This window comes from Pseudomonas gingeri, assembly GCF_013386115.1.
GTDB classification, from domain to species: domain Bacteria; phylum Pseudomonadota; class Gammaproteobacteria; order Pseudomonadales; family Pseudomonadaceae; genus Aquipseudomonas; species Aquipseudomonas gingeri.
In genome coordinates, this window is the sequence record NZ_JACAOR010000019.1 from 196,953 (window position 1) to 215,802 (window position 18,850).

General features: G+C 62.6%; 22 protein-coding genes and 1 tRNA gene. 8 read left to right on the forward strand and 15 right to left on the reverse strand.

All coding sequences use genetic code 11. The annotated features are described in order from the left end of the window. The first annotated feature begins 76 nt into the window (after positions 1–76). The 3 genes from HX881_RS32250 (at position 77) to HX881_RS32260 (ending at position 1,757) form a co-directional block, all read left to right on the forward strand. On the forward strand, positions 77–784 hold the full coding sequence (locus HX881_RS32250) for a glutathione S-transferase family protein (RefSeq protein ID WP_177088617.1): 708 nt from the start codon (positions 77–79) through the stop codon (positions 782–784). A 48-nt stretch (positions 785–832) separates the two neighbouring features. Then, a complete protein-coding gene (locus HX881_RS32255; RefSeq protein ID WP_095107241.1) occupies positions 833–1,300 on the forward strand; it encodes an RNA methyltransferase in 468 nt (155 codons plus the stop codon). A gap of 82 nt (positions 1,301–1,382) precedes the next feature. After that, positions 1,383–1,757, forward strand: coding sequence for a YgaP family membrane protein (locus tag HX881_RS32260; RefSeq protein ID WP_177088619.1), 375 nt, complete (start codon positions 1,383–1,385; stop codon positions 1,755–1,757). Between the two features lie 21 nt (positions 1,758–1,778). Here HX881_RS32260 and HX881_RS32265 read toward each other — a convergent pair whose 3' ends face one another. Both HX881_RS32265 and HX881_RS32270 read right to left on the reverse strand, forming a co-directional pair. After that, on the reverse strand, positions 1,779–3,017 hold the full coding sequence (locus HX881_RS32265) for a hypothetical protein (RefSeq protein ID WP_017124563.1): 1,239 nt from the start codon (positions 3,015–3,017) through the stop codon (positions 1,779–1,781). Between the two features lie 25 nt (positions 3,018–3,042). Then, positions 3,043–3,492, reverse strand: a complete 450-nt coding sequence (locus HX881_RS32270) for a YcgN family cysteine cluster protein (protein ID WP_017124564.1) — start codon at positions 3,490–3,492, stop codon at positions 3,043–3,045. Between the two features lie 277 nt (positions 3,493–3,769). On the opposite strand from HX881_RS32270, the gene HX881_RS32275 reads away from it, so the two are divergent. Continuing rightward, positions 3,770–4,363: a nitroreductase family protein gene (locus HX881_RS32275; protein WP_017124565.1), complete on the forward strand. Its 594-nt coding sequence runs from the start codon at positions 3,770–3,772 to the stop codon at positions 4,361–4,363. Positions 4,364–4,501: 138 nt separating this feature from the next. Here HX881_RS32275 and HX881_RS32280 read toward each other — a convergent pair whose 3' ends face one another. The 6 genes from HX881_RS32280 to cynR form a co-directional block, all read right to left on the reverse strand. Then, complete coding sequence (locus HX881_RS32280) at positions 4,502–5,434, reverse strand: D-2-hydroxyacid dehydrogenase (protein WP_017124566.1); 933 nt, start codon at positions 5,432–5,434, stop codon at positions 4,502–4,504. 126 nt (positions 5,435–5,560) lie between these two features. After that, the gene (locus tag HX881_RS32285) at positions 5,561–5,854 is read right to left on the reverse strand and encodes a YcgL domain-containing protein (protein WP_042934650.1); all 294 of its coding nucleotides are present in this window, start codon (positions 5,852–5,854) and stop codon (positions 5,561–5,563) included. Then, positions 5,851–6,984 carry a ribonuclease D gene (rnd, locus tag HX881_RS32290; protein ID WP_177088621.1) on the reverse strand — a complete coding sequence of 378 codons (1,134 nt, stop codon included), beginning with the start codon at positions 6,982–6,984 and terminating at the stop codon, positions 5,851–5,853. Before rnd ends, HX881_RS32285 begins: the two co-directional genes overlap by 4 nt. A gap of 143 nt (positions 6,985–7,127) precedes the next feature. Continuing rightward, positions 7,128–7,805, reverse strand: coding sequence for a class I SAM-dependent methyltransferase (locus HX881_RS32295; RefSeq protein ID WP_017124568.1), 678 nt, complete (start codon positions 7,803–7,805; stop codon positions 7,128–7,130). 198 nt (positions 7,806–8,003) lie between these two features. Next, positions 8,004–9,386, reverse strand: a complete 1,383-nt coding sequence (locus HX881_RS32300; RefSeq protein ID WP_017124569.1) for a glutamine synthetase family protein — start codon at positions 9,384–9,386, stop codon at positions 8,004–8,006. A 365-nt stretch (positions 9,387–9,751) separates the two neighbouring features. Further along, positions 9,752–10,633 carry a transcriptional regulator CynR gene (cynR, locus tag HX881_RS32305; protein WP_017124570.1) on the reverse strand — a complete coding sequence of 294 codons (882 nt, stop codon included), beginning with the start codon at positions 10,631–10,633 and terminating at the stop codon, positions 9,752–9,754. Between the two features lie 109 nt (positions 10,634–10,742). Between cynR and HX881_RS32310 the strand changes: the two genes are divergently transcribed. Together HX881_RS32310 and cynS are read left to right on the forward strand one after the other, a co-directional pair. Further along, positions 10,743–11,402 carry a carbonic anhydrase gene (locus HX881_RS32310; RefSeq protein ID WP_017124571.1) on the forward strand — a complete coding sequence of 220 codons (660 nt, stop codon included), beginning with the start codon at positions 10,743–10,745 and terminating at the stop codon, positions 11,400–11,402. Positions 11,403–11,436: 34 nt separating this feature from the next. Beyond that, complete coding sequence (gene cynS / locus HX881_RS32315) at positions 11,437–11,907, forward strand: cyanase (protein ID WP_017124572.1); 471 nt, start codon at positions 11,437–11,439, stop codon at positions 11,905–11,907. Between the two features lie 52 nt (positions 11,908–11,959). Here cynS and HX881_RS32320 read toward each other — a convergent pair whose 3' ends face one another. Both HX881_RS32320 and HX881_RS32325 read right to left on the reverse strand, forming a co-directional pair. Next, a complete protein-coding gene (locus tag HX881_RS32320; protein WP_177088623.1) occupies positions 11,960–12,319 on the reverse strand; it encodes a 5-carboxymethyl-2-hydroxymuconate Delta-isomerase in 360 nt (119 codons plus the stop codon). A gap of 86 nt (positions 12,320–12,405) precedes the next feature. After that, positions 12,406–13,329, reverse strand: a complete 924-nt coding sequence (locus HX881_RS32325; protein ID WP_017124574.1) for a LysR family transcriptional regulator — start codon at positions 13,327–13,329, stop codon at positions 12,406–12,408. Between the two features lie 263 nt (positions 13,330–13,592). Here HX881_RS32325 and HX881_RS32330 point away from each other — a divergent pair, with 263 nt between their 5' ends. Both HX881_RS32330 and HX881_RS32335 read left to right on the forward strand, forming a co-directional pair. Then, the gene (locus HX881_RS32330; protein ID WP_017124575.1) at positions 13,593–14,819 is read left to right on the forward strand and encodes an MFS transporter; all 1,227 of its coding nucleotides are present in this window, start codon (positions 13,593–13,595) and stop codon (positions 14,817–14,819) included. A gap of 453 nt (positions 14,820–15,272) precedes the next feature. Further along, the gene (locus HX881_RS32335; protein WP_177088625.1) at positions 15,273–15,758 is read left to right on the forward strand and encodes a LasR-specific antiactivator QslA; all 486 of its coding nucleotides are present in this window, start codon (positions 15,273–15,275) and stop codon (positions 15,756–15,758) included. Positions 15,759–15,833: 75 nt separating this feature from the next. Here the strand turns inward: HX881_RS32335 and HX881_RS32340 are convergent, their stop codons facing one another. The 5 genes from HX881_RS32340 to HX881_RS32360 all read right to left on the reverse strand — a co-directional run bounded on the left by HX881_RS32340 (position 15,834) and on the right by HX881_RS32360 (position 18,849). Further along, positions 15,834–16,367: an ABC transporter permease subunit gene (locus HX881_RS32340; RefSeq protein WP_146049258.1), complete on the reverse strand. Its 534-nt coding sequence runs from the start codon at positions 16,365–16,367 to the stop codon at positions 15,834–15,836. Then, positions 16,360–16,839 (reverse strand): Panacea domain-containing protein, encoded by a 480-nt coding sequence (locus tag HX881_RS32345; protein ID WP_017124578.1) that lies wholly within the window; start codon positions 16,837–16,839, stop codon positions 16,360–16,362. Before HX881_RS32345 ends, HX881_RS32340 begins: the two co-directional genes overlap by 8 nt. Before the next feature lie 338 nt (positions 16,840–17,177). Continuing rightward, positions 17,178–17,267: transfer RNA gene (locus HX881_RS32350), tRNA-Ser, on the reverse strand. A gap of 84 nt (positions 17,268–17,351) precedes the next feature. Further along, complete coding sequence (purC, locus tag HX881_RS32355) at positions 17,352–18,062, reverse strand: phosphoribosylaminoimidazolesuccinocarboxamide synthase (protein ID WP_017124579.1); 711 nt, start codon at positions 18,060–18,062, stop codon at positions 17,352–17,354. A gap of 28 nt (positions 18,063–18,090) precedes the next feature. Then, the gene (locus HX881_RS32360) at positions 18,091–18,849 is read right to left on the reverse strand and encodes an MBL fold metallo-hydrolase (protein ID WP_177088626.1); all 759 of its coding nucleotides are present in this window, start codon (positions 18,847–18,849) and stop codon (positions 18,091–18,093) included. Position 18,850 lies beyond the last annotated feature (1 nt).

Below are 18,850 nucleotides of genomic sequence, written 5' to 3' on the forward strand. Positions count from 1 at the left end.
AACGGCGATTGTCACACACCCGGGTTTCGATCTATTTTATAACACTCGATCTAAAACTTCAGCCTGGACCTTCGCCATGATCCGTTTCTTTTTCCACCCGACCCCCAATCCGGCCAAAGTCGCCCTGTTTCTTGAAGAAACGGCGCTGCCCTACGAAGTGGTCCCCGTCGATACCAGCAAGGGCGAGCAGCACAGCCCGGAGTTCCTGGCGATCAACCCCAATGGCAAGGTACCGGCCATCGTCGATACCGAAGGTGCGGACGGTCGCGAAGTACGGGTGTTCGACTCGAACGCGATCCTGCTGTACCTGAGTGAAAAGACCGGGCTGCTCGGTGGCGATCCCGCTGATCGCGGCGAACTGCTGTCGTGGATGATGTTTATCGGCACCGGCCTCGGGCCGTTTTCCGGCCAGGCGGTGCACTTCCAGCATTCGGCCCCGGAGAGTCTTCCGTACGCCATCAACCGCTATCGCCGCGAAACCGAGCGGCACTACCGGGTGCTGGACCGCCATCTGGCCGGGCGCAGCCATATCGTCGGGGACAGCTACTCGATTGCCGATATCTCGGCCTGGGGCTGGATCGACCGGGCGTCGCGCGTGCTGAAGGGCGAAGAGTCGCCACTGGCGGCCTACCCCCATCTGTCCGCCTGGTTCCAGCGTATCGATGCCCGCCCGGCCGTGGCCCGTGCCCGCCAGGTCGGCAAGAGCCATGCCTTCAAGCAGGTCAACGACGAACAAACCCGACGGGCGCTGTTCCCTTCGAACTATCCCGACACCACGGCCTGACGGAGATGCCGGTATAATCGCGTCTTTTTCCTGGAAGGCACCCGGCTCGTGGCAAACAAAAGGTACAGCTGCATTGGTTTGTATAACCCCAAGTCACCGGAAAACGTCGGTTCGGTGATGCGTGCAGCTGGCTGCTACGGCGTGGCCTCGGTGTTCTATACCGGCAAGCGCTATGAGCGGGCCCGGGACTTCGTCACCGACACCAAGAAGGTCCATCAGGACATTCCGCTGATCGGCATCGACGACCTGAAGAAGATCCTGCCCCTGGGCTGCATCCCGGTCGCCGTCGAGCTGGTGGAAGGCGCCCGCTCGCTGCCGGAGTACACCCACCCGGACCGCGCGCTGTACATCTTCGGCCCGGAAGACGGCTCGCTGGACAAGGAAATCCGCGACTGGTGCGAGGATGTGGTGTACATCCCCACCACCGGTTGCATGAACCTCGCCGCCACCGTCAACGTGGTGCTCTACGACCGCCTGGCCAAGGGCAACAACACCCGCTCGGGCCCCAAGTTCTGAGATTGTCGGAACCCGCACGGCCGCCCGCAGTCTGCAGTCTATCCATCAGCCGTCTATCGATTGACCGTCCAGGAGACAGACCATGAGCGACAGCAAAATCGTACAGCGCATCGAATCCACCCCGTTCCAGTCCCCGGACCCGCGCCAGAACGTCCAGGGCTGGGAGCGTATCGGCTCGCTGGCCGGCGGCGTGGTGATGATGGGCAAGGGCCTGCGCCGTGGCGGCGTGTTCGGCCTGATCCAGGTGGCCATCGGCGGCGTGGCGCTGGCCCGCGGCATCACCGGCCACAGCTCGGCCAAGAGCCTGCTGGAAAAAGGTCGCCAGGACCTGCACGGCGTGCGCACGACGATCGAGCGGGCCGCGGATGAGTTGAAGCAGATGAAGGCCAATGCCGACGCGGCCACCCGCACCGCGACCGTGACCGGCAATGACTTGCTGAAGACGCCCAAAGCCTGATCCTGAGGCGGGAACCCGAGCCTACTTCAACAGATCACTGGCCAGTACCTTCGACGACCCACCCATCACGCTCTCGCTGAGCTGGATGAATTCGTGGGTCGTCACCGTGTCCAGGCGCATCGCCGCCCGGCTCACATCATCCAGCGAGTGCTGGTTGCCGGTGCGCTGGCGAATTTCCCGATCCAGTTCCTGCAACAACAACACCGCACGGGCCACCGTCGGCCCGCTGACCTGGTCGCCACGCAGACCGGTGACCTTGTGGCTGACGCGGGCCAGCTTCGCCTGCAGGGCCTGATAGCGTTCCTCGCTCATGCCCCCCGCCCGGCGCACCAGCTCGATGGCGTAATACTCCGCCAGGCCTTCACCGATCCAGTCGCTGCGATGGCTGTCGTTGATCCGCCCGAAGACGTGCACCAGCTCGCGCACCAGCGGACTGGCCCCCGACTCACCGATCAGCGGCCCGGTGGTGTGCAGGTAGATCGAGTCATGGGCCGCCTGGCTGCCGCGCATCATCGACTCGCCCGCCCCGACCACCAGCAGTTTCGGCGGATTGCGCGGGAAGACTTCCTGCACCTTGGGCCAGACAAACGTCAGCAGCGTCAGTACATCCATGCGCCGCATGCCTTCGCCCCGGGGACCGGCGACCGTCACTTCGGTTTCCCCCAGGCGCGTGCGCCGGCTGCCGAGATTGCCGGCCAGCATCCAGCCAGTCGGGCGATCGAACAGGCGCGAGACGTTATCGATGCGAAAGCGGTTCTTGCCGATCCGGGGCCAGGCGGTCTCGACGCTTTTCCAGCCGGTGGGCAGCTCGAACTCCAGGCGCGCCACCAGCTCCGTGCCGTCCTGCTGGTCCAGGTGTGCCGGCGGGACCAGTTCCTCGCCGCGCAACAGGGCCCAGTTGGCGGTCATGCGGGTATCGAAGGTGCCGTTCTTGCGCGGATGGCTGATGCTCACCCGATAGCTGAGACTGGCCTTGCCGGGAGCCGGCCGCCAGATCCCGCGACTGGCGCTGCCGGCCTGGTCGGGTGCCTGCAACCACTGGCCGTCGGCCTTGAAGTCGGTGTAGTAACCCTGGCTGCCCAGGTCGAAGTCGAGGCTGCGTACCGCCGAGCCCTGGGCCAGGGTCAGGCGCACTTCGGCCTGATCGCTCTGGGGCAGCAGGCGCACATGATAATCCAGGTCGACTTTTTTCCCGGCCCAACCGGGACCGGCCAGCATCAGCAGCAGCAACCCCAGCAACAGTCGGCAATGCACCGGCATACACACTCCCTCGGGCCCGCCTGACTCAACCGGCGCGGAAAATCAGGTGATCTTCCCAATCGTCCTCGGGCACGCTGCCTTCGGCCAGCATGCGTCCGGACTGGGAAATCCGCTCATGGTGCACCGCATCGCGATCGCCACAGACCAGATGGTGCCAGAGTGGCAGGTCCTTGCCCTCGCTGACCAGGCGATAACCGCAGGTCGGTGGCAGCCATTTGAACTGGTCGGCCTTGCCCGGCGTGAGCTGGATGCAGTCGGGCACCGAATCGCGACGATTGCCGTAGTCGGTGCACTGGCAGGTCTTCAGGTCGAGGAGCTTGCAGGCGATCCGCGTGTAATAGACGCTGTTGTCCTCCTCATCCTCGAGCTTTTGCAGGCAGCACAAGCCACAACCGTCGCACAGCGACTCCCACTCCTCCTGATCGAGTTGATCGAGGGTCTTGCGTATCCAGAAGGGTTCGACTCTTGCGGCCATGGCTCAAACATCTGCATCGGGTAGTGAAAAGGCCGCCAGTCTAGTGCCCGCGCCGCAAAGGGCCAAGCATTGGCGACTGTCGGTTGAAGAAGGCTTGTCAGCCGGCACGCCGCGCAGTAGCTTTGATCGTCGCGAAAGCCCCTAGCCAACTGCCATTAGCGCTCCACCGCGCCGCACGAAGCAGACGTACACGGGCCAGGCATCACGACCGGACACCGCGGCAACGGCCCGGCTCGACTCACACCCTTCATCCCAGACTCTAGTTCAGGAATTTCCCATGAGCGCCAACCCACGTGTCGCCGATTACCCGATCGATGCCCAGTTCACCCAACGCTGGTCGCCCCGCGCCTTCACTGGCGAAGCCATTCCGGAAGAAACCCTGCTGAGCTTTTTCGAAGCGGCCCGCTGGGCGCCGTCGGCCTACAACTCGCAACCGTGGCGTTTCCTCTACGCGCGCCGTGACACGCCGAACTGGCAACGTTTCCTCGGCCTGCTCAACGAGTTCAACCGTGGCTGGGCGCAACACGCTTCGGCGCTGATCATTGTGATCTCGAAAACCACCTTCAAGGTCCCCGGCGCCGCCGAGGAAACCCCGGCCCTGTGGCACACCTTCGACACCGGTTCGGCCTGGGGCTACCTGGCCCTGCAGGCCAGCAAGAGTGGTTGGCACACCCACGGCATGGCCGGCTTCGACCAGGAACTGACCCGCCAGGAACTGAAGATTCCAGAAGGTTATGCCCTGCACGCGGCGGTGGCGGTGGGCAAGCTGGGCGACAAGGCGACCCTGGCCGACTACCTGCAGGCCCGCGAAGTACCGAGCCCACGCGAGCCGTTGAGCGCGCTGGCGGCCGAAGGTGATTTCAGCCTGTAATCGCCCGGTACCGCAGCACTGCGCGCCCCCTGCAGGCGCGTGGCTGGCCCGCGAAGCCTTTAGCGATCTCGAAGGCCTCTTCGCGGGCAAGTCACGCTCCCCCACAGGGATTGTGGCCAGCCCTGCCAAACAGGATCGTCAGTACCCGCGATCGAAGTCCACTTCCCCGCGCAACGCGGTCTCGGCCTGATAGGCCCGCAGGTTATCGACGAACAACTGCACCATCATGGTCGGTGAAGTCGGCGCCGAGCTGTGGCCGGTCAGCAACAATCCCCACGCCGTCCAGAACGGATGGCGCTGCGGCAACGGCTCCTGGCGGCAGACATCGATCACCGCCCCCGCCAGATGCCCCTCCTTCAAGGCCTCCACCAGGTCCGCATCGACCACCGCCACGCCGCGCCCGGCATTGATGAACAGGCCGGTCGGCTTGAAGCGCTTGAACAGCGCCGCGTCGTACAGGTCATGGGTATTGGGTGTGTTGGGCAACAGGTTGATCACGTAATCCACCTCGCCGACCCGCTCACCCAGCGCCTCGAGGGCATCCACGCGGATAAACGGCGGTTGCTCCCGGGCCTCGCTGGCGATCCCGTACAGCTCGACCCCGAACGGTTGCAGAAACTGCGCCACGCTATGGCCGATATCGCCCGCGCCGACGATCAGCACCTTGCGCCCCGCCAGGCTCTGCCCCATGCGATTGTCCCACTTGCGCTCGACCTGGCTGACCAGCCGCGCCAGCACCTCGCGCTCGTGACCGAGCATGTAGGTCAGCACATACTCGGCCATCACCTGGCCAAAGATCCCCACGGCGCGGGTCAGCCGGTAGTGGCGCGGCAGCCCTTCGGCCAGCAGCGGCGTGACGCCGGCCCAGGTCGATTGCAACCATTGCGGCTGGTGGCCCTGGCGCAACAGGGTTGCCAACAGGTCCGGCTGGCCCAGCCAGATCGGGCAATCGGCCGCCAGGTTCGACAACGTGGCCGAATCGCCGCTGGTCATCACTTCAAGTTCGGGTGCCGCCTGGCGCAGCAGGCGGGCATACAGGGCGTGGTCGTGTTCGGCAATCAGAACGCGCATGGTTCAAACCTTTCAAAAACGGTGCAGGCGGCCGCCGACGAAGCGCTCTCCATCGTGCTCGGCCACCGCCAGAAAATACATTCCATTCGAGTCGAATGCCCTGGACAGGGCATTCAGAGATATCCGTCAGACCGGATCATTGCGCCGCAACAGCTCTTCGGGCAAGTGTTCGATGTACTCGTCTTCCGCCGGCGGCATCTGCAGGTGATAGCCCTGGGTCTCGAGGTTTTCGAGCACCTTGTGGATATCTTCGCGTGACAGCTTGCGCTCCGGGGTCAGCACCAGGTCGAAGGCATGCTGCGGTTTGCCGAACGCCAGCAGCAGGTTTTCCGGCACGCGCTCCAGAGCGTCGCTCTTGAGGACATAGAGGTACATCTCGTTCTTGCGCGGGCTTCGGTAGATGGAGCAAATACGTTTCAAGGCTGTTCTCCGGCAGTCGCCAGGCTATCGAGCAAGGCCTGGCCCATCAATTCGCGGCGCCAGCCACGCAGCGAATCGGGCAATTGATAAGGTCCGTCAGGAAATCCGCTCTTGATCAGCGCTTCCAGGGTTTTCTTGCGCAGCATCAGTTCCGGCGCGATGTTCAGACGCTCGGCTTCGGCCTGGCCGACCGCCCGCAGGCGCTTGACCAGCGCCCCGGCTTCGATCGGCAGCGGCTCGGGCACCGCCGGCGGCCACTGGTCCATCGGCACGTTGCCGGCCTGCTTGATCAGTTCGAGAAGGAATTCGCCGTCCTGGCGCACGGTACGCGGATGCATGTCCTCGATGCGGGCGAGGGTCACCAGGTTATCCGGCTGGCTCTTGGCCAGTGGCCACAGGGAATGCTCGCGGACAATCCGGTTGCGCGGCAGGTCACGGGCCCGGGCCTCGCGCTCGCGCCAGGCGCAGAGTTCACGCAGCACCGCCAGTTGTGCCCTGGACAGCTTCCAGGCCAGCTTGGCCTCGCGATAGACCTCGTAGGGGTCGACCTCGCGGCGCAGGTTGGCAACCAGTTCGGCGCCGTCCTCCAGGACCCAGGCGTACTTGTCGTCCGACAGTTGCGGGCGCAGGCGGGTGTAGACCTCGGCCAGGTGCAGCGCATCCTCGGCGGCATAGCTGATCTGGGTTTCCGACAGCGGGCGTTGCAGCCAGTCCGAGCGGGTCTCGCCCTTGGGCAGTTCGATACCGAGCACTTCCTGGACCAGGCGCGAATACCCCATGGAGAACCCCAGGTTCAGGTACGCGGCGGCCAGTTGGGTGTCGAACAGCGGCGCAGGCAGGCTGCCGGTCAGGCGCAACAGGACTTCGAGGTCTTCACTGCAGGCATGCACCACCTTGACCACCGCCGGGTTCTCCAGCAAGGCGGCCAGGGGTTGCCAGTTGTCGATGGTCAAGGGGTCGATCAGGTAGGCGCGCACGCCGTCACCGATCTGGATCAGCCCCGCGATGGGATAGAAGGTGTCGACCCGCATGAATTCGGTGTCGAGGGCAACGAAGGGTAATTGTTGCCATTCAGTGCAATGCTGACCGAGGCTATCGTTGTCGCGAATCCAGTGAATATCGATGGCCACACGGCTCTCCCTTGAAGAATGGCGCGCAGTATATATCGCCACAGGCGATTTCCGAGCATTCACTCTGCAACAGCATGAGTGAAAAGGCTCGCTGCGAAAAAAGAATAGTCCTACTCATAAGGTTCAGCCCGGCCAAGGAGATATCAACTGTCCTTGCGCAGGACATAGACCCGACGCATGGCATAGCCCGGCAGGAAATCCCGATGACCGACGATCTCGAAGCCGGCCTCCTGGAATTCGGCTTCGATCAGCGCCTTGCCCAGGACCACGCGCTGACTGTCCAGGCCCGAGCGAACCGCCAGGCGCCGGCGCCGCCAGGCCATGACATTGCCGTCCACCCACAGCGAGACAATGACTGTGTCGCGGCTGACCCGGTGAAACTCCCGGAGCATCGCCAGGCGCTGCGCCTTATCGGCGACATAGGCGAACAACTGCACGCAGAAGATGCAATCCACCGCGTTTTCCGGCAAGCCGATGGCGAACGCCGAGCTCTGGAAGGTCCGGACCCGCTTGAGCAATTCGAGAGAATGATGGACCGCGCAATGATCGAGCATGTCCTGGGACGAATCGGCCGCCAGCACCACACGATTGCCCCGCTCCGCCAGGACCGGCCAGAACCGCCCCACGCCACAGGGCAGATCCAGGACCAGGCCCGGTTCGCCGGCGACCTTCAGCGCATGGCGCATCAGTTGCTTCTCGCGCCAGTGCCCCAGGCGGCGCAGCAGGCCGCCGGGAGCCACCTCGCGGCACACCCGTGCATGTTCGCGCGCATGCTGGCGGGCGAATTCAAGCTCGACGAGTGAGGGTGGCTGCGCTGACATGTCTGACGAACTCTGGTGCATTGGCCGGTGCCGGTTCTACCTGGACCACCAGGCCGACCGGGGGAGCAGCCGGGAAACACGATGCATCTCCCGACTGCACTCGAACCTTAGTCAGGCGTGCATCAATATTTCGTGAAAAAAATGCCGCTGCCGCTCAAGAAGGCACTTCCGGCCCCCAATTGCCTTGTTACCGGGGACTCACGCCTGATGCAGGTACCAGCGCCAGTCCTGCTCGCCGACCTCGCCCATGAACTGCCGGTACTCGGCGCGCTTGACCGCCAGATAGACACCGAGGAACTCGCCGCCGAACGTTTCGCGGGCCCAGCTGGAGCTTTCCAGCGCGAGCAGGGTGGTCAGCCAGTCGGTGGGCAGACGCTCGCCGGCCTGTGCATAACCGTTGCCTTCGATGGGCGCTCCCGGGTCCAGTTGCTGGCGGATACCGTGATGAATTCCCGCCAGGATCGCGGCGGCGGCCAGGTAGGGATTGGCATCGGCACCGCAGATCCGGTGCTCGATGTGCCGCGAATCAGCCGGTCCGCCGGGCACCCGCAGGCTCACCGTGCGATTGTCGACACCCCAGGTCGCCGCCAGCGGTGCATAACTGTTGCTCTGGAAACGCCGATAGGAATTGGCATTGGGGCAGAACAGCAGCAACGAATCGAGCAGCGTCGCGAGCATGCCACCCACCGCCTGCCGCAACAGCGGCGTACCGTCGACGGCTTCGCTGGCGAACAGGTTGTGGCCATCCTTGTCGGCCAGGCTCACATGCATATGCATGCCGGTGCCGGCCAGGTCATCGAAAGGCTTGGCCATGAAGCAGGCGATCATTCCATGCTTGTGCGCCACGCCCTTGACCAACCGCTTGTAGCGCACGGCTTCGTCCATGGCCTGCAAGGCATCGCCACGATGCTCCAGGGTGATTTCCACCTGGCCGGGGGCGTATTCGGAAATGGCCGTGCGGGCGGGAATGCCCTGCAGCTTGCAGGCGTTGTAGAGGTCGGCGAGAAACGGTTCGATCTGCTCCAGCTCGCGCAGGCCGTAGACCTGGGTGGAACGCGGACGTCCGCCATCGGCATCGCGGGCAGGCTGCGGGCGACCATTGCTGTCGCGTTGCTGGTCCAGCAGGTAGAACTCCAGCTCCGCCGCCATCACCGGATAATAACCGTCGGCCTGCAACTGCCCGATCACCCGCGCCAGCAACTGCCGGGGATCGGCCACGGTGGCCGGCAAGCCCTCGGTGGGGTGCATGCTGACCTGCACCGCCGCCGTCGGGATCAGGCGCCAGGGCATGCGTTGCAGGCTGCCGCTGATCGGGTAGGCACGACAATCGATATCGCCCACCTCCCAGACCAGCCCGGAGTTTTCCACATCGTCGCCATTGAGGGTCAGGCCGAGAATGGTGCTCGGCAGCGGGCGACCACTGGCGTACACCGCCAGCAATTCATCGCGGTGCAACAACTTGCCACGGGGCACACCGTTGTTATCGACGATGAACAACTCGAACATCTCGATATCGGGGTTCTGTTCAAGGAACGACCGGGCTTCTTCCGGGGCAGCAAAGGACTGGCAGGCGACACTCATGGGCTTCTCGTATTCCGCGTCAGGCGGGCGCTCGGGCGCCCACCGGTTCGAACCAGGCGACCGGCACGGGCCGCCTGCGATCAGTGAAATGACTCAACGGGAATGACGCGGATCCGGCGGGCGCGCATGACGACAATGCCACAACGCCCAGAAGGCCAGTTCGGAAGGGAGGGCGACCAGACTGGGAACGGTGATCGACGGGCGAGACGAAACGACGCCCGGCGCCTGGGCGCCCGTCGAAGCTTCATGCTTGTTGCCGTTGATCCAACCGTCCATAGAGCTGCCGCAATAGACAAAGACCCGCAGATTCACACGATGCAATAAGTCGTTAAATCCAGCTTTTACAAAGCTTGGTTGCACGGCGACTAAACATTCCCCCACGCCAGCATGGTCTGCACAAACGCCTGGGAGGCGGCGCTGCGATAGGCGCCCTGGCGCCTCAGCAAGGCCACGCTGCGGGTGGGCAACGACGGTTGCAGGGGCAAGGCCGCCAGGCCCGGCTGCTCGCGGGCAATCGCACTCGGCAGGATCGTCGCCAGTTGCCCGCGCCGGACGATCTCGACGATCGCACTGATGGAATTGGCCTCGATCGCGACCTGGGCACCGATGCCTTGCTGGCGGCAATACAGATCGATGTGCTGGCGGGTGGCGAAATCCCTGCTGAGCAGGACCAGGGGCTGGCGCTCAAGGTCCTGGAGACTGAAGGGAGCAATGCGTCCGACCTGCGGGTGAGCCGCGCCGACCACCAGGCTCAGGGTTTCGGTGAAGAGCACCTGGCTGTCGATATCCGCCAGGTGCGTGCCGGCAAAGGCAATGCCGATGTCCAGCAGATCCTCGGCCAGGGCAGCTTCGAGACGATCCTGGGTCAGTTCCTCGACGCTGAGGGTGATGCCCGGATAGCAGCGGTTGAACTGTTCGAGCAGCGGTCCGACGAGGTAGGCGGTGAAGGTTGGGGTCATCGCCAGGCGCAGGGTTCCCCGGCTGAGGTCCTGGACATCATGCATCGCCCGCTTACCCGCCTCCAGGTCCTGCAAGGCCAGTCGCGCAAATCGCACATAGGCCGCACCGGCATCCGTCAGGCGCACGGTGCGTCCGGAGCGATCGAACAACGGCGCGCCCAGGGATTCTTCCAGCTGTTTGATCTGTTGCGAAAGCGTCGGCTGGGAAACATGCAGCGCCTCGGCGGCGCGGGTGAAATTAGCGTGTTCGGCAACCGCCAGCAGATAACGCACATGACGTAGGAGCATCGGACATCCAACTATAGGCCTGACTTATGGAAACCATAATAAGCCGGTCTTGGACGCTATGACTGAAAACTTCCATCCTTGCCCCATCAGCCACGCAAGGAGAAAGCCCATGCAAGCCATTATCGACGGCGTCCTGAAGTTCCAGCGCGAAGCCTTTCCGGGGCGCAGCGCACTGTTCAAGCAACTGGCCACGACCCAGAACCCCGATGTGCTGTTCGTCACCTGCTCGGACAGCCGGGTGGTCCCGGAACTGCTGACCCAGCAAGAGCCCGGCGATCTGTTCGTGATTCGCAATGCCGGCAATATCGTGCCGTCCTACGGGCCGGAACCCGGTGGCGTATCGGCCACCGTCGAGTATGCAGTCGCCGTGCTGGGGGTGCGCGATATCGTTATCTGCGGCCATTCCGACTGCGGCGCGATGACCGCCATCTCCACCTGCAAATGCCTTGACCACCTGCCGGCCGTCGCCAACTGGCTGCGCCATGCCGAGTCGGCCAAGGTCATCAATGCCGCCCGCGTCCATGCCTCGCCCGAAGCACGCCTCGACGCTCTGGTCAGGGAAAACGTGGTCGCCCAACTCGCCAACCTGAAGACCCATCCTTCGGTCGCCTTGGCGCTGGAACAAGGCCGACTGAACCTGCATGGCTGGGTCTACGACATCGAAAGCGGCTCGATTGCCACCCTCGACGGCCGCACCGGGCGCTTTGTCTCCCTTGCCGAACACCCACAAGCCTGCGCGCTGTCGACTCAACCACAACACGTTGCCTGACTCGCCAACTCATCCCGTAAAAGAGGAAATCACCATGCTGCAGTCCCAATTCGCACAGACCCCACGCCTGGCCCTGGCCGACACCATCATCGACGCCAAGCAGCGCCTGAACCTGTCCTGGCAGGACCTGACCGACGGCACCGGCCTGAGCCTGGCCTTTGTCACCGCCGCCCTGCTCGGTCAGCATCCGCTGCCGGCCGAGGCCGCCGAGGTGGTCTGCGCCAAGCTCGGCCTCGACCAGGATGCCAGCCGGCTGCTGCAAAGCGTGCCGTTGCGTGGCAGCATCCCGGCCGGTATCCCGACCGACCCGACGATCTACCGTTTCTACGAAATGATCCAGGTCTACGGCACCACCCTGAAAGCCCTGGTGCACGAACAGTTCGGCGACGGCATCATCAGCGCCATCAACTTCAAGCTGGATATCAAGAAGGTCGAGGACCCGGAAGGCGGCTCCCGCGCGGTGATCACCCTCGACGGCAAATACCTGCCGACCAAACCGTTCTGAAAAAACGCCAACGCCCTCCCGGACGACCCGGGAGGGCGTTGTCATATGCGCTTCAGAGAATCGTCTGGAGGTAGGTCTCGCGCACCATGTCGACCACATCCACCGACAGGTGCACTTCCACCGTCGACGGCCAGCCATCCAGGTCCTTCAGGCTGCTCAGGATGCTCTCCGACAGTTGCTTCTTCACCTCTACCGAACGCCCGCCGAACAGCTCCAGCTTCACATGCACGAAGCCCCGCTCGCCCAGGCCGGTGCCCACGCGAAAGGTGGTCAACCGCGTGGCCCGACTCTTGATATCGGATTCGGCGGCGAACTGCCCGGACGCCACCAGGGCATGGTTGATGCGCAACAACGCCTTGTCGGCGTCGAAGTCGCTCAGGTTTGGTGTGTACTCCAGAAAAACGTGAGGCATGGACGGGCTCCGAAACGTCGGGGGAAAGATGCCCATAGGTATAACACGCAGCTTTCGACAAAGACCATGAAACTCTGGCGCCACGCTCAGGGGGCCTGGAGGGGCAGCCGGTCACTCATGAATTTCTCCAGCCGCGAACGCAGCCAGCGCTCGGCCGGATCGGTGTCGACGATGCCGAGCCAGACCATCGACAGGTCCAGGGTCGGCGCCTTGAAGGGCAACGGCTCGGCGAACAAGGCGCCCGACGCTGCCATCGCCAGGGCGGTGTAGTCCGGCAGGCCGGCGATCAGGTCGGTTCCCGCCAGCAGGGCCGGCAAGGCGCTGTATTGCGGCACCGACAGCACCACATGACGCTTGCGCCCGATCTCCGCCAGCCACTCGTCGGCCAGGCTGCTGACATTGGCGGTATGGGAAACCAGCACATGCGGGCGGGCACAGTATTCATCCAGGGTCATCGGGCTCGACGAGGCGTCGGCACGCAGGATCATCGGCTGGATATGCCGCAGCAGCTTGCGCTTGGCATTGGCCGGCAGGCCGCGGGTCTGGCTGATACCGACGGTGATATCGCCCGAGGCGAGCAGGTCCGGGATACGCCAGTAGTCGACGTGCTGGACCACGATCATCACGTTCGGCGCCTCCTGGCGCAGGGCCCGCAGCAGGTTCGGCAACAGGCCGAACTCGACATCGTCCGACAGCCCGATGCGAAAGGTCATGGTGCTGCTGGTCGGATCGAAATCGTGGGTCAGGCTCAGGGCGTTGGACAGCGAGTCCAGTGCCGGGGACAGGTGCTGGATGATTTCCTCGGCCCGCGCGGTCGGTTCCATGCGGTGCCCGACCCGGATAAACAGCGGGTCGTTGAACATCGCCCGCAGGCGATTGAGCGCCGAGCTGATGGTCGGCTGGCCGAGAAACAGCTTCTCCGCCACCCGCGTCACATTGCGTTCGAGCATCAGTGTTTCGAAGACCACCATCAGGTTGATGTCGGCCTTGCGCAATTCGTTACGATTCATCCGTTGCCCCCGCTCCCCAAAAACGCTATCAGTGTAGAAAGGCGTCGCCATCGACGTCTACACGATCAGTCAACTCAAGACCTTTTGGCCGAAGCCCCCGGACTCGGAGCAACCCATTGCGGCCTGAAGCGTTGCATTGATTGCGCTGATGATGACTATCGAAACGACCGCCTGCCTGATTGTCGAAACCCATTCATATAATCGCCGCCAAACTCTCCCCCTTCGCCTGGCTTCAGGCGACATGCACCCTGGAACACCACACCATGCCAAGCGTCAGCCAGGCCCCTCGCGGCCTACCCGAACATAATCAGCAAAGCGTCAAACAGCAGTGGCTGGCGATTCTTTCGGTCGCCGTGGGAGCCTTCGCCCTGGTTACCAGTGAATTTCTCCCGGTGGGCGTGCTCAACGACGTCGCCACCGACCTCGGTATCAGTGCCGGCCACGCCGGCCTGATGGTCACCCTGCCCGGCATCATGGCCGCCCTCGCCGCTCCCCTGCTGTCCATCGGCATTGGCGCCATGGACCGTCGCTACCTGCTGATCGGCCTGACGCTGATCATGATCGTCGCCAACTCGGTCGTGGCCTTCGCCAGCGATTTCAGCCTGCTGCTGTTCGGTCGCGTATTGCTGGGCATCAGTATCGGTGGCTTCTGGGCCACCGCCATCGCCCTCAGCGGCCGACTGGCCCCCAGAGGAGTGGGCGTGGCCCAGGCCACCTCGATCATCATGGTCGGCGTGACCCTGGCCACCGTGCTGGGCGTGCCCGCGGGCACCTGGCTCAGTGGCCTGATGGGCTGGCGCATGACCTTCCTGATCACCGCGCTGATGGGTGTACCGGTGCTCCTGGCACAGGTCTTCCTGCTACCGCGGCTCAACCCGGAAAAGGCCATTCTCGTCAGAGACCTGCCCGCCTTGTTTATCAATCCACGCGCCCGGATCGGCTTGATCGCGGTATTGCTCATCGGTCTGGCGCACTTTGCCGCCTACACCTATGTCGCACCGTTTTTCAAAAATAGTTCCGGCTTCGACGGACCGACTATTGGCTCACTGCTGCTGCTCTTTGGCGTGGCCGGGGTATTGGGGAATATTTTTGCCGGTTTCGCCGCCAACCGCAGCGTACGCTACACCTTGTTGCTGGTCGCGCTGATGATCGGCACCAGCACCGCCCTGTTCCCCTACTTCGCCACCGGCATGACCGGCGCGGTGATGCTGATTGCGCTCTGGGGCTTCGCCTTCGGCGCATTCCCGGCTTGCGCCAGTATCTGGATGTTTGTCGTGGCGCCCAAGGATGTCGAACGTGGCATGCCACTGTTCGTCGCTCTGTTCCAAGTGATTATCGCGCTGGGCTCGTTCTTCGGCGGCCGAATCGTCGACCAGTTGGGCAGCTCGGTGCTGCTGAGCCTGGCCACGGCCCTGGTGGGCTGCGGCTTTGCCACGGTGCTGGTGCTGGGGCGCAACGTCAGCAATAGCCTGGTGGCCCAACCCGGCTGACCGGTAGCGTTCAGGCGCTGTCTGAAACTATCTGGCAGGAAAAAGCCTACAAGATAATAAGACCCAGGCCTCTATTGCCTAGTCCATGCCTGACTATTAGATTGGCAGCGCCGCCACTAGCCTAGTCCCGCCACAGTCAATCCTGTGGCCGGGTGTGACAACCTGAAAGTGTTCGAGGCGCGGTATCGCGTCATGGCTGTTTGGCTGCCGCATTATTGCGCTCGGTTAGTACACCTATGGCGGACCGTGTGGGGCAGGCTTCGGCCTGGCCGGTTCCCTCGGACGCCGGTTTGTCACCCTCGCACGGTCTGCCTCCCTACTCCGCGTGACAACGGTGGGAGTCAGTTCCTCAATCGTCCGAGGAGACAAGGAGAATGGCTTACCCCCCTTTTACGCACGGGCACCGCCCGCTACGTCCAGCCTTGCCGCACCGCGATCACGGAGGTCCCCTCCATGATTGATCGCTCGCTACTGTCCCGTCTGCCACCGCCCGACCTGATCCGGTTGGCCTCCCTGCATCCCAGCGAGGCAGCCGCTCATTTCCGTGTCGCGGCCAGATTCTGCCTGGACGGTGCCCGTTGCGTGGCCTTTCGTGACCCGGAACAGGAGCGCCTGGCCCATCGCCTGATCGCCGACGCCATCGCGCTCTACACCCTGGCCTTCCAGCGGTTCGACTCGCCACCGCCCCGCCCCATCACGATTCCGGCGACACGCCGCGCCGCCAACGATGCCAACGAAGGCCCGACGCCCTGGGACACCCACTTCGCCCGGGAGCTCGCCGATGGTGCCCGCGAGGCCGAGCGATGGCTGAACGGGCACGGCACATCGCCGCTGTGGACCGAACTGGCTCAACGTCGCCGACTTTATCTGAAGAAACAGTGCCGAGAGGCCTTCGAAGCAGGGTTTCTGCGACGGATTCAAGGCTATCTGAAGGCCTGAACCCTGTGCTTTTGGAAAGCGGTCTTGGTCTGGCGGGTTTTGGCAGGACAAGACCGTACTTGCTGAGCTGCCTGGTCAATCTTTTGCATCATCCCTCTTCTGCCTGTCGCTCTTATCGGACTTCAACGGTGGCTTTTTCCCGTAAAGCCAGTAGGCAGCAATACCATATAAGCCAAGAACAGTGGCTGTAGTTGACGTCATGAACGCGACTATCACCGTATTGGACAGAGCGAACCGGAGATACTTCTCGTCAGGTCCCGGAGCCGGAAAAGGTAAAAACCATTGCCCAAATCCTTGCAAAAGAACCACCAACCAAATCACCCCCACCCATCCAACAGTCAACCCAAACAAAAGCCATGCATGCTTGGTACGGATCGAATGGAGGTCGCGCCGTTCAGACAATTGTTGTGATAAGTCATCAATCTCTGTTTGAAGTCGCTTGAATTTGTAATCGTCAAGGCTGGCTGCTGGGTCTTCTTGAACGATAGAAGTCAGCCTGGATGAGGGCGTGAAGTCCTCCGGAATGACTTCAATGTCGAGAGGCGGCAAACCTTCGAGGCTTGCCGCCAATACATCCTGTGGCGAGGGAGAGGGGTCCTGATCAGGCAACCTGTGACGCCCCTGTGTGCTTCACTCGGTCAGAGTAATAACTACGGATCAGGTCGTTTGGAATATCGCAGTAGTGCATACGGCGTTTATTCCAAACCGCATCCCAAGGAGATCCCTCCTGATGGGAAATCTCGGAAAGGGACCAGCCGTCACGATTCCCGTAGGCTTTCCAGACAGCGCGGATAGCCTGAAACTCTTTACCGGATGGATCAAGGGTACCTCTTGTTTCCGGTGCCAGGTCTCTTGAAACATCCCCCCGACCAAACCTGCGAAGCTTCTCATATAGAGCGGGAATGACAGGGCCAAAATCCCATGCCTTCACAGGTTCCTCAATAAGCGAATCACCAAATGCAGCGAGATGAATCCCGTGCGAGAAGAACACGAGTTTCTGCAGTTGCATGTTCGTGAGAGACCGCCTCTCCTTGGCTGCCAAGTCAAGGAAAGCTTGTGCGACAGCGATTGCTGAAGTCATATGCCTGTCCTCTGGTTTTTTTGGGGCGCGGAATTCTAAAGCAAAATCATACCAATACAAGCCCCTGATTGGCCGAAGGTACACCCCCTTGATGCGTTCAAGCAAGGACGGTATCAGCCTTTTACAATTGGGATTCAAGCGACGTTTTCAACCGATTTCACCTGCTCCCCCGGCATACCGGTTGCACTGGCACAGCCCCCTCCCTGATGGACCACGGGAGGTCTGCGGGGCCGCCTTGGCGCCCTGAAAATGCCCTGAAAATGCCCTGAACAAAACGCCGAAAACGAAAAAGCCCCTGAAAACTTTAACGTTCTCAGGGGCTTAGTCGTATTCAATAATGGCGGAGAGATAGGGATTCGAACCCTAGGTACCGGTGAAGGTACAACGGATTTCGAATCCGTCCCATTCGGCCACTCTGGCATCTCTCCAACGGCGCGCATCATAACAACACTTTTGCCGGAAGCGAAGCCCCAATTGCAAAAAAATTACGTGCTATCAGATGCTTGCGTCGATTACAGCGGTACGCCCAGGCGATTGGCGACTTCTTCGTAGGCTTCGATGACGTCACCGAGGCCCTGGCGGAAGCGGTCCTTGTCCATCTTCTTGCGGGTTTCCTTGTCCCACAGGCGGCAACCGTCCGGGCTGAACTCGTCACCCAGGACGATCTGGCCGTGGAATACGCCGAACTCCAGCTTGAAGTCCACCAGCAGCAGGCCGGCGTCGTCGAACAGCTTGCTCAGCACTTCGTTGACCTTGAGCGACAGTTCCTTCATGCGGACCAGTTGCTCGGCGGTGCCCCAACCGAACGCCACGACGTGGGATTCGTTGATGAACGGGTCGCCCTTGGCGTCGTCCTTGAGGAACAGCTCGAAGGTGTAAGGGTTGAGCTTCAGACCTTCCTCGACACCCAGGCGCTTGACCAGGCTACCGGCCGCGTAGTTACGCACCACGCATTCCACCGGGATCATGTCGAGCTTCTTCACCAGGCACTCGTTGTCGCCCAGCAGCTTGTCGAATTGGGTCGGCACGCCGGCTTCTTCGAGTTTCTGCATGATGAAGGCGTTGAACTTGTTGTTCACCATGCCCTTGCGGTCGAGCTGTTCGATGCGCTTGCCGTCGAACGCCGAGGTGTCGTTGCGAAACAGCAGGATCAAGCGGTCGGCGTCGTCGGTCTTGTATACCGACTTGGCTTTGCCGCGGTAGAGTTCTTCACGTTTTTCCATGATGGGCTCCGCTTGTTAAGTTGTTGGGCTAGGCGATATGTCGCCAGTCGAGCCCTGAATCTTGATCGGCCAGTTGCAGCCAGTCCGGGTCGCACCCGAGGGTGTCGACAAAACATTGCCGGGCCAGCTGCGGCAGGTTGTTCTTGCTGCTCAGGTGGGCCAGCACCAGGTGTTGCAGGTCTTGCCAGCCCAACTCGGCCACCAGGCTTGCGGCCTGGTGGTTGTTCAGATGTCCCAGTTCACCACCGACCCGCTGCTTGAGGAAGGTCGGGTAATGCCCCCGCGCCAGGCGGTCCCGGCAATGATTGGCCTCGACCATCAACGCATCGAGGCCACTGTAGCTGTCCATGACGCTTGCACAATACGATCCCAGGTCGGTCAGCAGGCCGAAACGCCGCTGGCCGTCATCGAACACATACTGCGTCGGCTCCAGGGCGTCGTGGGCCACGGCAACCACATCGATGGCCAGCGCGCCGACCTGCAACCGCTCGCCGCCCGCCACGAAACCCGCGGGCTCGATGGGCTTGCGCATCCCGCGCAAGGTCCCGCGACTGAGATACACCGGTAGATTGTAGCGCCGAGACAGCAAACCCACGCCATGCACGTGGTCGGCATGTTCGTGGGTCACCAGGATCGCGCTCAGTTGCGCCGGACTCATGTCCAGGCGTGCCAGGCGCCGCTCGGTTTCACGCAGGGAGAAACCGCAGTCGACCAGCACGCAGGTATCGCCACTGGCTATCAGCGTGCCGTTCCCCTGGCTACCACTGCCGAGAACGGCAAAACGCATG